Genomic DNA, 13,876 nt, shown 5'->3' with positions numbered 1-13,876 from the left:
TTGGCGCGGGTTGACCCGGTCTTTTCCATGGCTATAGTCCGCCGGCTTCGCGACGCCCTCATTTGAGGGGCCGACCGAGGGCCCCTGTGGCGGAACTGGTAGACGCGCTCGACTCAAAATCGAGTTCCGCAAGGAGTGCTGGTTCGATTCCGGCCAGGGGCACCAGCCTTCGCTGCTTCGCAGCTACGGCTCGGCAAGCTAGGCACGGCGCCATCCAGGCGAAGCAGCGAAGGCTGTCGCGCCGAAGCCTTGGCGAAGGCGGATCGGCTCAACGAAGCTTGATCGCCCCCTCCCTGGAAATCGTCACAGACCGGCTGTATAAGCCGGTAGCTTCTTCCTCTTCCTCGAAGGAGCTCATATGAACGACCTGCACGCGTGGCTTTCCGAACAGCACCACGGTTTGCGGACCTTCCGGATCTTCCAGCTAAAACTCGAAACGCTCGGCCGGCATGACCCCGGGCAGCGCGGCTTGTGCCGGCTCCTGAGCAACCTTGTCGGCAGCTATGTCGAGACGTTTGACGAGGCACCGCTTCCGGTCGAGGTTGCCGACGGCGCCTATCACCGCCTGCTGATGCTGGTTGCAAGCCTCGATCTCCGCGGCGATGCCGACCGGCGGGTCGCCGACATCAACCGCGTGGCGACCTGCGAGCTCTGGCGGTGACGCCGCGAAGCGGCTGCGCGCGTCACGATATTCGCGTGAATGTCGTGGTCATCGTGTAGTCCTTGCGTGGACCCGACACCACGTGACGCACGACGAAGCGACCATCGGCCAAGAAAGTGTAAGTCGACTGATAGTCGTCGAGATTGCACAGATGGCCCGCGCTTCCGCTCAGCTCACCTCCGAAGGATGCAGACAGGAAGATGCCGTGGAATAGCCGCGGCGGATTCTCCTTGAAGAAGACCTCGAATCCGCGGTCGTGCCTGCTGAAGATGTACTCGCGTTCAGCCTGCAACGCGGTGCCGTTCGACAGCTTCAGATGTCCCTGCTCCCGATAGGCCAGGCTCTTCTCGTTCAAGCGGGTGAAGATCGCGATACCCTGCATCGTGCCCTGACCTTCGATAACCCGGTCGAACGACCAGGAGCCGATCAGCTTCGTCATCACCTCGGAAGCATCACCCCAATCATCGATCACGGTTTCGTTCATAGCTTTGGACCTACACTCGCGGGATCAACCTACGGTTTCGCAAAATCCGCGACAGCCGGTTCGACGCGCCGAGCCAGTACCTATATCCTGTGGGCAACGCGTGTCGATGCTGCGAGCATTTGATGGCCAGGAAACGCACGACGGAAACGGACGCCGACGACCTCCCCCGCTATTTCGTCTGGGTCCGGGGCCTCGAAGGTCCCGAACCGCAGAAATGGACGGCGATGGATTTCGGCGTCAGTGACTGGAAGCGGCCGCTTGTGCTGGTCTGGCTGGAGCTGGCGGAGGACGAGCGGAATCTGTCGCTGTCGATGCTCGCGCGGCGCTATCCGCCGCCGCGGGTGGAGTCGTTGTAGGACGCGGCGAGCAGCCCCTCGAATGCTTGCCATCCGCCAGCCCTTGAGCTTCTATGATGGCAAAAAATCTTTTGCACCAAGCATGGGATTTCAAAGATGAATCGTTCTTTTATGAAGGCATTGCTGGCGCTCGCAGCCTGCGCTTTCGTCCTCCTCCCCGACAGTGCCAGCGCCGACAAGATGCGCCCCGGCTACAAGAGCTACCAACGGCAGGGATTGAACGCGAACACCAATTGCCGTCGCCCGCATTTCAACATCTGCCAAGGCTGCAACATCGTCATTCCGATGCGGGTCGCGCAAGATCGCAGTTGCGGTTTCAACTTCCAGACGCTTGGTCCCTTCGCCGGTCAGGATGTCTTGGTGTCCCCGGCAAGCGGATCTTACAGCTTGGTCAACTCGACGACGGCAGTGTACAGGCCGAGCGCTGGCTTTACCGGCCGCGATCATTTCGAGAGCCGCCTCTATTTCGAGGATGGCAGCGGCAAGCGAACGTTCCTGGTCTTGAAAGTGAACGTCAACGTCGTTCCCAGCCTGTGAGCGGCGATCGTCCGGTTTGAGCCGCGCCCTGCGCGCGCACCGGATGATCTGTGGAAGCCGGCGCATCGCGCTGCCGGCTCCGAGGTCAGTCGCCTTCGCAAGCGCCGCTGCATGAATCGCCCCCGCTCCCGCCAGACGGACGCGCGCGAGCGCGCGGGCTCGGCTCGTGGCGGGATACGGCCTTTGGCTTCTGAGGCGGCGGATCGGGACGCCGCTGGCACGCGTCCTGGGCATCCAGCACATAATTGCTGTCGCAGACGATCTGGACGCAGCGGTCGCCGACGACCTTCTGTCCCCTGACGCAAACCAGCGGACAGACGCGATCAGGCTTGCCGCGCACCGTATCGAGCGCATCGAGGCTTGCGACCTTGATGTCGAGCTTGGTGCCGGCATATTTGTTGAAGCTGTCGAGCGCCTTTTGCGATGGCGCGCTCCAGGCGCCGTCGGCGGTGCCGGGGTCGCAGCCGACCCGCTTCAGATGCGCCTGGAGCAGGCGAGCGATATCCGCAGGATCCATCGCCGGCACAGCCGCCGGTGCGGGAGCCGGCGCGGCCGGCGGCGTCAGTGCCGCGAGCGCGGCCTGCCGCTCCCGCTCGCGCCGCTCCTCGTCGCGGCGCAAGGCCTCGATCTGCCGCTGCGCCTCCAGCGCGGCCTGCTTCTTCGCCTGCTCGACCTGAACCGCCGCGGCGTCAGCCTGCCGCCGCGCCTCGGCGACTTGCCGCCGGGCCTCGTCGAGCTCGCGCTTGGCCTGTGCGGCGATGCGCTGCCGCTCCTTGTCGAGATCGCGCCGGACCTGCTCGGAGATCTGTTGCTTGGCCTGCTCGGTCTCGCGCGCGGCCTGCTCCTCGAGCTGCTTCCTGAAATCCTCGCTCTTCAGCCTGGATTGCTGCTCCGCCTGCAGCCTCACCAGGTCCGCCTTCTCGCTGGCCTTCTCCGCGGCCTCGAGCTTGTCGAGTGCCGCACGGGCGGATGTGGCGTAGCTTCCGCTGCCGTGCACGCCGAGAAACGACGTCCACGCCTCCTTCGTGCCGATCTGCGCCGCGAACTCGTAATCCCGGCGGGCCTCCGCATCCGGATCGACCTTCGGGACAACCGGCGGCACCAGCGCCACGGTGTCACCGCCAAGCGATCCGTAGACGAACGGCTCCTGCCGCCGCCCAGTGCTCTTCAGCACCTCGTCGCGCACCCGGCCGAGCGTCAGGCGAAGGTCGAGACCCGGCGTCGCGAGGTGATTGAGCAGCGCGGTCGCAAACGGGCTGTGCGCGCCGTCGCCGTCTCCGGCCACCGCGCCCGCCTTGGCTGCGAACGCGATCAGCGTATCCGCCGTCATAGGCTCGATCTTGGCAAGCCCGCGCCCCATCGAACGCGTGGCGACGCTGCGCGTCATCCGCTCCGCAAACGGATTGTCGCGGCAGGCATCGAGGATGACCAGCCGCAACCGCCTTGCAGGACCAATCGCCTGGAGGATCCGGTCCAGCGGAACGGTCTCATCCTCGACGTCGAAATCGCTCTGCAACCTGGCATCCGCCGGAATGAGAAAGTTCGACCCGTTTACCTCGATGCCGTGTCCGGCGTAGTAGACCACGGCCACGTCCGAATCCGTCGCGACCGCAGCAAAATCGCGCACCGCCCTGCGCATCTCGGACACGCCGAGATCCCGGCGCAGCTCGACGACGTCGAACCCCATCTGCCTGAAGACGTCGCTGATGGCGGCCGCGTCATTATCGGGATTGGCCAGCCGCGCGACGTTTTGGTAATTGGACACGCTGAGAAGCAGCGCCACGCGCTTGTCGGCCAGCGCGTTCGTCACCGCGACCAGCATCAGGGCGATCGACAGCGCCAGGCGGCGAGCTAGCTGACGCAAAGGTGACACCGGGGCTGGTGAGCTCGATCGGACCATGATGCAGGCTTCAAATCTGCGCGTGAGAATATACACCGCCTCCGATGAGGTTTCGAGTCTATCCCCCGTGAAGTCAATCCGTGACGCCCCCGGATTTCGCGGGCTGATCGGTCGCCTGACGATCCCTCACCTCCCGCGTGCCGCCGTCGGCGTCAGGCCGTAGCGACGGCGGAAGCAGCGGTTGAAATAGGAGAGATCGTTGAAGCCGCAGGCAAACGCGATGTCGCTGATGCGGCGTTCGCCATGGGCGAGCAGGTCAGCGGCCTTGCGCAGGCGCAATTCGGTCAGGCGGGTGGTGAAGCTGGCACCGGCCTCGAACAGCAGTTCGTTGACGTAGCGCTCGGAGAGACCGGCGCCGGTCGCGAGCTTTTGCGCGGAAAAATCCGGCTCGTGGAAACGCGCCTCCAGGATTGTCAGCACGGCTTTCAGCCGCACCGCGCGCAGGCCCCGGCGACGCGCCGCGGCGGCGACGTCGCTGCGGGCGCCCAGCCCGATCGCGGTGAGATCGAGCAGGTGGGCGGCGATCGCCATGCCGGCCTCGTCCGCGGCAGCGGAATGGCGAAGCAGGAGATCGCTATAATCCATCGCCAGCGACAACGCGCCGCCGGGCTCGAGCTCACAGCCGACGAGATCGTCGACGTCGGGCACCATCGCCCGCAGCGTGGTGACCGGCAGATGCACGTTGGTGAAGCGCTTGTGGCTCGCCCCGTCGGCCGCGAAGAACGGCTCGTCGAGCTTCAACAGCACCATCGATCCCGGCCGCATGGTGAATTCGCGGCCGCGATGGATCACCTGCGAGGGGCGATCGCCGGTGTTGCGCGCGAGGCAATAGCGGTCGTCGCCGGTCTCGATCACCTGGCGCTTTTCCCGCCGCACCGTGACGAAGCTGCCGTCGCAGCGGCCAAGCATGGTGGTGCCGATATGGATCGAATTCATCGTCGCGCGAAACGGCACGTCGGCGGCCGGGTCGAGCTCGCCGGTGTTGGAAAAGTGCTCGAACAGTTCGGCGAACCGGATGAAACGCTGCCGGTCGGACAGACCCGGCGGAAGCATGTCGGTCGAGAGCGTCTTCTTGATGACGGGCATCTATACGGACTTCCAGGAAAGACTTTTTCAAAAAAATCGCGCGCGAAACGGCCGAGCCTCGCAGGCCGGGGATGAACCTGCGCTGAAGGCTGGCCGCCGCAGGCTATCAGCACGGCGACCTGATTCAAGCGGCGCCGGTCAGTCCAAGCCGGCGCGTGGCCGGCGCCGGACAGTCCAAGACGGCTCGTACGCCGCCATCCTATTCAGACGGCGGATGCGACATCCCGCCACATGCGAATCGCGTCCGGGCAACCGGGCGGCCCCGGCCTGACGCCCGCTGGAGGAGACAACGACATGCGAACCTCTCTACCCCGCAGCCTCGTGCTCGGCGGCGCCATCGCGACCAGCCTCTGCATCGGCTATGCGCTCGGCGCGCAGCCGCACATGGATGAAGCGATCGGGATCCTGCAATCGGCGCGCGCCGAGCTCGCCAAGGCCGAGCCCAACAAGGGCGGCCATCGCGAAAGGGCGCTGGGGCTGATCGACCAGGCGATCACCGAAGTGCGCGCCGGCATCGCCTTCGCCGCCACCCACTAACGCAACAACATCCAGGAGCACACAGCATGATACGAACCGTGTTTGCCGCGGCGCTCGCGCTCGGCGCGATCGCGGGCTCTGCCCAGGCCATGCCTCTGGCGCCGTTCGGCGCACAGGGGAATGGCGATGTCATCGCCATTGCCGGCGGCTGCGGCGCCGGCTGGCACCGCGGCCCCAATGGCGGCTGCCTGAAGAACTTCGCCGATCCCGGCGCGCATGCCTGCCCGCGCGGCTACCACATCGGTCCCGGCGGTGCCTGCCGCGGCAACGGCCGATAAGACCACGCGGCCTCTCATCGCTGCTGCGCAGCGTCGCGAGCGGCCGCTTCACAAAACGCGTGATGCCCGGGCTTGTCCCGGGCATTTCGCGTCTTTGTTGCGCGGCGAGCCGCAACGGCGATGCAGCGCGATCCCGCTTGCGACCTCAGCGCGACTGTGTGCAGAATGCACCCGCTATTTCATGACGCAACCATTGATTGAATTCGGAGGATGCCGCCGGGCCTGGGCTTGAGGCATCCCCGACTGAATTGTCGGAGGGGGTCCATGTCGCATCAGGACGGGGCGGGACCGGAACACGCGCGCAACAATCCGAATGCCGACGGGACTGCGGCCGCTGCACAGCCGGGACGCAAGCTGGTGCTGTTTGCCGACGGCACCGGCAACGCTTTCACCAGCCAGGAATCCAGCGTCTGGCGTCTCTACGAGGCGCTGGATCATACCGAGCCCGACCAGATCGCGTATTACATCAAGGGCGTCGGCACCGCCGGCTGGGCGCCGCTTGCGGCGCTTGACGGTGCCACCGGCATTGGTGTGCCCGCCAACGTCCGCAAACTCTATCGCTTCCTGTGCTGGAACTGGCGCGAGGGCGACAAGATCTACATCTTCGGCTTCAGTCGCGGCGCCTTCACGGCGCGCACGCTCGCGGCCATGATCGCGAGTCAGGGCCTGGTGCCGGCGGTGATCAAGGGTGAGTCGGTCTCGCATGCCGAGATGGAACGCAACGCCATGTCCGCGTGGCGGAAATACCGCAAGGAGTCGGTGGGCTATCGCAGCCTGCCGACCATCTGGATTGCGCGCTGGATTCGCGACTTGCTGCTCATCATCTACCATTTCGTCTGCGGACACCGCTCCTATTGCATAGTCCGCAAGGCCATGGCCGGCCGCAAGAACGTGAAGATCGAATTCCTCGGGCTGTTCGACACGGTCGAGGCGTTCGGCGTCCCGATTGAGGAGCTCCGCGTCGCGATCGACTGGGCGATCTGGCCGATTTCGTTCCGCAATCACCGGCCCTCGCACAAGGCGAAGCACATCTGTCACGCGCTCGCGCTCGACGACGAGCGCACCACCTTTCATCCGCTGCGGATCGACCAGAGCCATCTGGCGACCGATCAGACCGTCAAGGAGGTTTGGTTTGCGGGCGTCCATTCCGACATCGGCGGCGGCTATCCGGAATCCACCCTCTCTTTCGTCCCGCTGGTCTGGATGGTCGAGCAGCTCGGCGGCAAGCTTCGGTTTCAGCAAGGCACGATCAAGCATTTCCGCGAGTATCAGTCGGCGATCGGGCCGATGCACGATTCACGCAGCGGGGCCGCGGTGCTGTACCGTTACGGTCCGCGGCCAATCCTCGAGGGCAAGGCAAACGGCGGCGCGCCGGTGGTGCACTTCGCGGTGGTCGAGCGGATGCTCTTCGGGTGCGACGATTATGCGCCGATCATGCTGCCGGCGAACGCGCGGGTGCTGATGCCCGACGGAAGCATCGGGGAGCTCACCAATGGCGGCACGCACGAGGCTATGCAGGACGCCTATCTGAAGAAGGCGAAGGGCCCGGCGAGCAAGGAGGAAGCCGGCGCCTTCACTGCGATGGAAGCGCCCGACGCCGACATGGCGAATCTCGCGCGTGGCGCGGTGTGGTGGCGACGCGTGGCCTATTTCGCGCTCCTCGCCATGGCAGGCGTGGTCGCCGCCTGGCCGTGGATCGCCCACAAGATCGTCGAGACGTCCGAGGACAAGGGCCTGCGCGACACTCCCGTGCTGCGAGCCATCATCGACATCGACTGGGGCATGGGCGCCGTGGTCGGCCCTGTCGCCAACCTGCTCCGGAACGTACTGCCCTCCTACGCAGGGCCGTGGCTCAACATCGCGCTGTACTACCCTTTCCTGACCTCGATCGTCGTGCTCCTCACGTGGGGGGTCTGGCACATCAACTCCGCGCTGCGTGACGGCATCCAGGAGCGCGCGCGGCTAGCCTGGTACCGGCCGGAGCGCAAAGCGAGCGCAAAGAATCTCAGCCGGATGAGTGTGTTGTTCAGATTTGGCGGGTTGATGCAGAGAAATGCATGGTGGATGAGCTTTCCGTTCACCAAGATCATCTTTCCGTTCGTCTCCATTACCGCGATCTATGCCGCGGTCCTCCTGATCGCCTCGAGCGGCTATTTTACCTGGCGCGTCGCGACCGGACAGGTTTGCCAAGGCCCGGAAACAAAGGCGGAGAATGCGAAGAAAGAGGGGCTGAACATCGCGACGGACATCCCCCCGGCGAAACCAGTGGGTGACAACGCGCTTCCCGCGGCCGAGATGTTCAACGTCAATCAGTTCTGTTGGCCGAGCAGGCTTGCGGTCGAGAAGGGCCGCAAATACCGGGTATGGATCGATATGGATCAACCCTGGTTCGACCGCACGATCATGACCAGTGTCAATGGATTCCAGACCTACGAAGAACACCACTACTTCGCCTTGCCGACCCGGCGGTTGCTCGGCGCAGACTGGTTCCAGCCGGTCGTTCGCGTCGGCGAGAAAGGCCTGAACGATCAACCGCTGCAAGCCGTGAATGTGATGGCTGCCGACGAACTGCCGCGTCGCATTGATCCGACCGTTCCTGCGGAAAAGGACCTGGACAAGTCGAAGCACAGATATCCCGTCCATGTCGACGACGCGGAGGAATTTGGCACGGCGGACGAAAGGAAGGCGTTTGCGAATAAGATGGACGAATTGAGCGCCCTCGCCCCGATACCGGATGGCTCCCTCAAGGCCGCGGGCAAGGCCTGGAAAGCTCAGAACCTCGCCGACCGGATGGTCGCCGAATTCGTGGCACCGGACTCCGGGGAGCTGTTCTTCTACGTCAACGACGCCGCGCAGATCTACCCGGGCTTCCTGAAGTGGCTGGTCCCGGCGAAATACGCCGATTATTTCGGACCGGACGAACAATACTACAAGAACAACAAAGGCACGGCGCGGATCACGGTACAGCGTCTGCCCGCGCCGCCGATGCCACCGGAACAGCCGACCGCGGCAAAGCGGTAGGCGCCGTTAGCGACGAAGCGAAAGAGTAACAAACGCGCCCCCATGATGATGATGGGGTCGCCATCGCTAGTTGGCCAAACCATAGACGTCGAGGCGCCCGTCATAGGTCGGGCGATAGATGCGGCCTTTCCAGATGATCGGACGGTTGAACTTCGGATGCATGAAGGCGTGCTCCGGGCCCCAGTTCTCGCTGTCCCAGATCACCTGGAGCCGTTTGGAGCCGTCCGGATTGGTGGCGAAATTCTGCGCGTCATAGACCAGGAAGCGGCCCGGGCTGAGCAGCATGTTGCTGTCCTGGTAGGGCACCATCGCCACGATGATGCCGTCGGCGCCGTTGTTGGCGGCGAGCGTGATGCTCCAGCCGGGCATGCCGCCCGGCGGACGCGGCGATTGCGGCGAGGCGAACTCGTTGGACCCGGCGAGATAGGCCGTGGTCCCGTCGGCCGCGATCGACCAGGCCCGCAGGGCACTGTTCTCGCCGCCGACGAAATGCATCGTGCCGTGAACGGCGGACAAAAACAGCAGCGGCGTGCCGTGCAGATGCCGCGTCGCGCCGCCGGGAAACAGATTCAACTGCATCGGCGAGGCCGGCGCCGGCGCCACGGCGGGATCGAAATAAGTATAGAGGATCGGCGGCATGCGGAGCTTGGCATAGTTCGCGGCGAAGTGGCCGGCCGCGAGGTCCTGCGGCTGCGTGCTGCCGAGCGCCTCGGCGTTGCCGGTGTAGAGAATGCCATCCTTGCCCGCCGCGAGCACGGCATGGGACGATGCGACATAGACCGGACCACCCGATCCAAAATCCTGGTCGCTCCACATCGACTCGTTCATCGCCGCCAGGTGGTGCGCCACGGCCGGTGCGATCTGTGCATCCATCGCGTCGGGACCGGACGTGATCGCGACATGCGCCATCTCGCGCGCATGAAGGGGCTTTAGCGCCATTCCCATCCGCTTGGCGTGGCCGATCACCGCGGTCAAGGAGACGTTGGACGGCAACGCCGCCTCGTCATCATCGTCGAGCGCAGCGACGGCGGCGGCGCCGACCCGGTTGGCATCGGTCCATGGGCTCCACCACGACACAACCTCGAAGCGCGCATGAGCTCCGGTGTGCAAAGCCAGCCGCACGATGCTCTCGCCGAAATCACCATGCTGCGGCGAGAACGCCCCGTTGCCGGTGATAACGTAGATCGAACCGTCGGAGCCGATCGCGGGACCCGCGCCGCTATGCCACAGCCCGCCACCGATGCCGGTGACGGTCGCGCACCATGCGGCCGCAAGATGCCAGGCATGGACGTCGACCGCGATCAGCCAGCCGCGCGCCGTCTTCGACGTCTCCGCGATCGTGCCGAAGGGAATCAGCACGTGGTTCTGCGTCAATGTCAGCGCGCTGCGCTGCTTGCGCTCGGCCGAGACGAAGCTCTGCACGGGAAGGCCTCCCGGCGGGGTGTAGACTGCGCCCTCGAGGTTCAAGAGCCCGTGTACCTTCGACCCATCGCTGATCCTGAGCGCCGCGAGAAAGTGCTGGCCCTTGGCGACGCTGCCGTCGGCGCTGATCCAGGTGCAGGCGTAGAGAATGCCGGCAACCTCGTCGATCACGGGGGTCGAGAGGATCCCCCAATTGACATTGGTCATGTGCCCATCGATGGCACGCGTTCCGACGATCGGCCGGCCGAGATTCGTCGCCCAGACCTTCGCGCCGGTCTCCGCATCGAACGCGTAGACCCAGTTACCCATGGTGGCCTGGAAAATGAGATCGCGGGTCTTGCCGTCCGGCGTCTGCACGCCGCCGACCGCCAGCGGCTGCGCCTCGAGCCGGGGATCGTCGGGTATAGGGATGCTGAAGAGTTTTGCGATGCCCTTGGTACGGACCGCGGTCGCCGTCAGCACCGTCTCGGCATTGTTCGCGCCGGTCCTGGCCAGGTCATAGCTGCGGGTCGTGACGGAGGCGACCATGGTCAGGCTCCCCAGGCGAGGACGCTTCCGGCCGCGATCAGGCAAGCCGCCGCTCGCGGTCGCGCGTCACGCAAGCCCGTGCGCCACCGGCTCAACACAGCGGCCCCGCAGGCAAAGCCGAGGCCGGCCATGATCGCGCTCGACAGCGCCGCAAGGCCCGGCGCATCGGGCGTGCGCGACACGACATTGTCGATCGCCAGCAGCGGCGGCAGCACATAGAGCAAGGCGGGCGCATCCAGAAGACGTTGCGCGACGGGGTGACGCACGATCAGTGCGGCACCACACGCCATCAGCAGGATCGCGGCGAGCCCGCCCGCGAGCGGCACGCTGACCCCGAGGGCCGAGCCGAGCCCGTCGCAGACGCCGAACATCAGAGCGAGCGGCAGCACGTGTCGCCGTGGAACGATGAATGAGAGCGCGAAGGCGGCGATGAGACTGTCGGCGGACGTCCACAACAGATGCAATGACATAAGACCCTCTCAAACGGCTTGTGGGGCAAGGTAGGTGACGTCGATCGAAAAAGCCGAGCCGTGTTCCGGCAACTGCCGGCCTGCAACACGAATATGATGTTCGCCGGTCACGACGGCCGTCCCTTCCGCGCTGACATGGTCGCCGGTGCACAACGCTTCGACCACGCCGTGCCCTCGCGCATCTGTGACGGAGACCTTGAGCGAACCATCTGCGGGCACGCCGTGGCGATTGAGGCTGACCCGCAGGGCGATCCTGCCGCCCCGCTCTACCCAGATTTGTCCCGTCTCGGTCTCGGCGTTGCTGGCCGGCGGCGTGTCGAGATCGGCGGCACCGAAGATGGTCTGTGTGGTGTGGCGCGCATGCCGGATCGAGGCAACGTTCAGGCCGGCGCGGGAGAAGCACAGATAGCTCTGGCCCTTGTTGAAGGCGTTGCTTGGAATCGTGAAGCTCGCGACGCCATTTCCATCGGTCCAGATATCGTCGTGATGGCCGGTGTAGTCGTGCAGATGCACGTTGGCGCCGAACGCGGTCTGGCAGCTGACCGTGCGCGCATTGATGGTGTCGAAATTGAGCGCGGTCAGCAGACCGGGCGTACCGGTCCTGTTGAGCACGACGACCTTGTCATCGAGAAAGCGCGTGCTGGTCGGCCCCACGGCGAGGTGCTCGTGGATCCAGACCAGATTGTCGATCCAGGGCTTTAGTCCGTACGCACCCGGCCAAACGCTGGGCGGGAAATAGTCCTTGCCGTAGACGAAGGGATAGCCTTCGATCGACAGCAGGAAGGCGTAGGCGAGCAGCTTGTTGCTGATGACCTGCTGGCCCGGAGACGTGTCGGTGTCGGGATTGTCGACGAAGGTACAGGTGAGATCCGGACGCCAGCTCGTATAGCCGGCGCCGTCGAGCACGCGCGCATTGCCACCGTCGCAGGCGGCCTGCAGTGCCCAGTGCATCGGGAAGTCGGCAACGAGCGACCGGCCGCTCAGCGGCGGTTGCGTCGTCCAGCCGTCGAGAATCGCGCGGTTGCCGTCGAAAAACTCCGAGTAGAAGAATTTCGAGGCCATGACGCCGTGGCTCATGAACTCCCGAACGAAGGGCGCCCATGTGCCTTTGACGTCGTCGAAGCGCGCGCCGTCCGCGCCGGTCGTGCGGAACACCCATTCGCCGAAATCGAGCGCGTCGTCGATGGTGACGCGCGGCGGGCGGCAGTGCTGATAGGAGAGCTCGCGGCCGAACGGAAAATCGTCGCGGACGCTTGGCACGTCGTCGTCGGCCAGATCGTCGGGCGGTACCCCGCGAAACCAGCCGGGCGCCGTGGTGCCCCTGCCGTTCAGCGTCTGGCCGTCCGCGCCGAGATAGCGGAACACGCCGGGCCCGCCATTCTCTCCGCTCCGTTGATGCAGAACGAGATCGAGATAGACGTCGATATCGCAGGCATGCGCCACCGCAACCAGACGCGTCAGCGACGCTTTCGGACCATAGCGTGTGGCCACGGAGCCTTGCTGGCTCTTGCTGCCGACGTCGCGGGGATCGAACACGCCATAACCGTCACACCCCGGCCCCGCGCCGCCCTGCGCCTTCGACGTCGGTGGTAGCTGGATTGCGGTGAAGCCGACATTGCGCAATGCGCGAACGTGTTTCGCCAGGAAATCGAACAGCCAAGGTACGCCGGTGCCATCGACGGGGGCAGGCACGGTCACGCGTTCGCCATGCGGACCGAAAAAGCGTCCCCAAGCTAGCAGCGCTACTCCCATGACGCGGCCTCTGGCTGGCAGCGTCAATCATGCCTTGAACGGAGATCATCCGGAAGTTGAATTTTAAGGCAGGCGCCGCCACAGAATGAACCGTCGCACACGATCGCGTGCGCGGCCGGGCAAGATGCGTCAGGCGCTAATCGTCGTCGGGACCGAACAGCCTGATCTGCGGGAAACCACTACGCGGACGGCTGGCGACATCGTCCCAATTGGTCTGATCGCGCATGCCGCGCGCATCGCGCGGGTCGTAGTGACGGCGTTCGGCCCAGCGCTCACGTCGCTCCGACCGGCGCCGCTCGGACGCGGCTCGCTTCACGTCAGAGTCCCTGGCCTTGGCATAGGCGTTGTCAGGTGCGGATGCCGGCTCTGTCGATGCCTGCTGCTCGGCGGGTTTTGCGATTTGCGGAGGCGATGCGGGTGCTGGCTTGGGCGGCTCGACCGCAGCTGTTGTCTGCGGAGGCGGCGGCGCCGGGGGTTCAGCGACAGCCTGCGTGGACTGCGCGTCCGGATTGGCTTCGGACTTGCTGTCGCTCTGCGCCTGTGCGGGCGCGGCGATCACCGCGCCGAAAGTTTGCGAACCGGTGAGATACTGGACACGCTCCGACGGCGCGTTCGCCGTGGTTGCGGGGGCAGCGGCTTCAGCGCGTTGCGCCATCCTGCTGCTATCCGGCCCCTGCTTGGGCGCGATCGGATGCATGATGTTGCTGGCGACGATGCCGCCGCCGAGACCAATGGCGATGGCGGCGGCGATCGATCCGGTACCGACGAAATAGGCTGCCGAGGCACGCATTGGGCCACTCCCTGTTTGGAGCAGGCAACGCCTGAGGATTGCCGGACGTTCCTG

The 13,876-nt window shown here is 65.2% G+C and carries 13 protein-coding genes and 1 tRNA gene; 7 read left to right on the top strand and 7 right to left on the bottom strand.

Going from position 1 to position 13,876, the window contains the following annotated elements; all coding sequences use genetic code 11:
- The first annotated feature begins 80 nt into the window (after nt 1-80).
- Together ABIB73_RS25090 and ABIB73_RS25085 are read left to right on the top strand one after the other, a co-directional pair.
- Nucleotides 81-165: transfer RNA gene (locus ABIB73_RS25090), tRNA-Leu, on the top strand.
- 193 nt (nt 166-358) lie between these two features.
- The gene (locus tag ABIB73_RS25085; RefSeq protein WP_354228374.1) at nt 359-661 is read left to right on the top strand and encodes a hypothetical protein; all 303 of its coding nucleotides are present in this window, start codon (nt 359-361) and stop codon (nt 659-661) included.
- A gap of 22 nt (nt 662-683) precedes the next feature.
- Here ABIB73_RS25085 and ABIB73_RS25080 read toward each other — a convergent pair whose 3' ends face one another.
- A complete protein-coding gene (locus ABIB73_RS25080; RefSeq protein WP_354228372.1) occupies nt 684-1,145 on the bottom strand; it encodes a DUF6314 family protein in 462 nt (153 codons plus the stop codon).
- A 122-nt stretch (nt 1,146-1,267) separates the two neighbouring features.
- On the opposite strand from ABIB73_RS25080, the gene ABIB73_RS25075 reads away from it, so the two are divergent.
- The gene (locus tag ABIB73_RS25075) at nt 1,268-1,501 is read left to right on the top strand and encodes a hypothetical protein (RefSeq protein WP_354228371.1); all 234 of its coding nucleotides are present in this window, start codon (nt 1,268-1,270) and stop codon (nt 1,499-1,501) included.
- A gap of 120 nt (nt 1,502-1,621) precedes the next feature.
- Entirely contained in the window at nt 1,622-2,038 is a 417-nt protein-coding gene (locus ABIB73_RS25070; protein WP_354228369.1) for a hypothetical protein, read from the top strand.
- 85 nt (nt 2,039-2,123) lie between these two features.
- On the opposite strand, the gene ABIB73_RS25065 is transcribed toward ABIB73_RS25070, so the two are convergent.
- Both ABIB73_RS25065 and ABIB73_RS25060 read right to left on the bottom strand, forming a co-directional pair.
- Nucleotides 2,124-3,911 carry a caspase family protein gene (locus tag ABIB73_RS25065; protein WP_354228624.1) on the bottom strand — a complete coding sequence of 596 codons (1,788 nt, stop codon included), beginning with the start codon at nt 3,909-3,911 and terminating at the stop codon, nt 2,124-2,126.
- Nucleotides 3,912-4,064: 153 nt separating this feature from the next.
- Nucleotides 4,065-5,024 carry a helix-turn-helix transcriptional regulator gene (locus ABIB73_RS25060; RefSeq protein WP_354228367.1) on the bottom strand — a complete coding sequence of 320 codons (960 nt, stop codon included), beginning with the start codon at nt 5,022-5,024 and terminating at the stop codon, nt 4,065-4,067.
- Nucleotides 5,025-5,318: 294 nt separating this feature from the next.
- On the opposite strand from ABIB73_RS25060, the gene ABIB73_RS25055 reads away from it, so the two are divergent.
- The 3 genes from ABIB73_RS25055 (at nt 5,319) to ABIB73_RS25045 (ending at nt 8,860) form a co-directional block, all read left to right on the top strand.
- On the top strand, nt 5,319-5,561 hold the full coding sequence (locus ABIB73_RS25055; RefSeq protein WP_354228366.1) for a hypothetical protein: 243 nt from the start codon (nt 5,319-5,321) through the stop codon (nt 5,559-5,561).
- 26 nt (nt 5,562-5,587) lie between these two features.
- Nucleotides 5,588-5,839 carry a GCG_CRPN prefix-to-repeats domain-containing protein gene (locus tag ABIB73_RS25050; protein WP_354228364.1) on the top strand — a complete coding sequence of 84 codons (252 nt, stop codon included), beginning with the start codon at nt 5,588-5,590 and terminating at the stop codon, nt 5,837-5,839.
- A gap of 264 nt (nt 5,840-6,103) precedes the next feature.
- A complete protein-coding gene (locus ABIB73_RS25045; protein ID WP_354228362.1) occupies nt 6,104-8,860 on the top strand; it encodes a T6SS phospholipase effector Tle1-like catalytic domain-containing protein in 2,757 nt (918 codons plus the stop codon).
- 66 nt (nt 8,861-8,926) lie between these two features.
- Here ABIB73_RS25045 and ABIB73_RS25040 read toward each other — a convergent pair whose 3' ends face one another.
- From ABIB73_RS25040 to ABIB73_RS25025, 4 genes are all read right to left on the bottom strand, one after another.
- Nucleotides 8,927-10,810 carry a hypothetical protein gene (locus tag ABIB73_RS25040; RefSeq protein ID WP_354228360.1) on the bottom strand — a complete coding sequence of 628 codons (1,884 nt, stop codon included), beginning with the start codon at nt 10,808-10,810 and terminating at the stop codon, nt 8,927-8,929.
- Nucleotides 10,811-10,812: 2 nt separating this feature from the next.
- On the bottom strand, nt 10,813-11,280 hold the full coding sequence (locus ABIB73_RS25035) for a hypothetical protein (RefSeq protein WP_354228358.1): 468 nt from the start codon (nt 11,278-11,280) through the stop codon (nt 10,813-10,815).
- A 9-nt stretch (nt 11,281-11,289) separates the two neighbouring features.
- Nucleotides 11,290-12,978 carry an alpha-amylase family protein gene (locus ABIB73_RS25030; protein WP_354228356.1) on the bottom strand — a complete coding sequence of 563 codons (1,689 nt, stop codon included), beginning with the start codon at nt 12,976-12,978 and terminating at the stop codon, nt 11,290-11,292.
- A 190-nt stretch (nt 12,979-13,168) separates the two neighbouring features.
- Nucleotides 13,169-13,822 carry a hypothetical protein gene (locus ABIB73_RS25025; RefSeq protein WP_354228354.1) on the bottom strand — a complete coding sequence of 218 codons (654 nt, stop codon included), beginning with the start codon at nt 13,820-13,822 and terminating at the stop codon, nt 13,169-13,171.
- Nucleotides 13,823-13,876 lie beyond the last annotated feature (54 nt).

Origin of the sequence: Bradyrhizobium sp. F1.4.3, assembly GCF_040548375.1 — a bacterium.
Lineage (GTDB): Bacteria > Pseudomonadota > Alphaproteobacteria > Rhizobiales > Xanthobacteraceae > Bradyrhizobium.
Note: the sequence above shows the minus strand (reverse complement) of the source record. Positions and strands in the feature narration are given on the sequence as shown.

Coding starts and splice junctions, on each gene's coding strand:
- ABIB73_RS25085 (WP_354228374.1), top strand. CDS start 359: ATGAACGACCTGCACGCGTGGCTTTCCGAACAGCACCACGGTTTGCGG.
- ABIB73_RS25080 (WP_354228372.1), bottom strand. CDS start 1,145: ATGAACGAAACCGTGATCGATGATTGGGGTGATGCTTCCGAGGTGATG.
- ABIB73_RS25075 (WP_354228371.1), top strand. CDS start 1,268: ATGGCCAGGAAACGCACGACGGAAACGGACGCCGACGACCTCCCCCGC.
- ABIB73_RS25060 (WP_354228367.1), bottom strand. CDS start 5,024: ATGCCCGTCATCAAGAAGACGCTCTCGACCGACATGCTTCCGCCGGGT.
- ABIB73_RS25055 (WP_354228366.1), top strand. CDS start 5,319: ATGCGAACCTCTCTACCCCGCAGCCTCGTGCTCGGCGGCGCCATCGCG.
- ABIB73_RS25050 (WP_354228364.1), top strand. CDS start 5,588: ATGATACGAACCGTGTTTGCCGCGGCGCTCGCGCTCGGCGCGATCGCG.
- ABIB73_RS25045 (WP_354228362.1), top strand. CDS start 6,104: ATGTCGCATCAGGACGGGGCGGGACCGGAACACGCGCGCAACAATCCG.
- ABIB73_RS25040 (WP_354228360.1), bottom strand. CDS start 10,810: ATGGTCGCCTCCGTCACGACCCGCAGCTATGACCTGGCCAGGACCGGC.
- ABIB73_RS25035 (WP_354228358.1), bottom strand. CDS start 11,280: ATGTCATTGCATCTGTTGTGGACGTCCGCCGACAGTCTCATCGCCGCC.
- ABIB73_RS25025 (WP_354228354.1), bottom strand. CDS start 13,822: ATGCGTGCCTCGGCAGCCTATTTCGTCGGTACCGGATCGATCGCCGCC.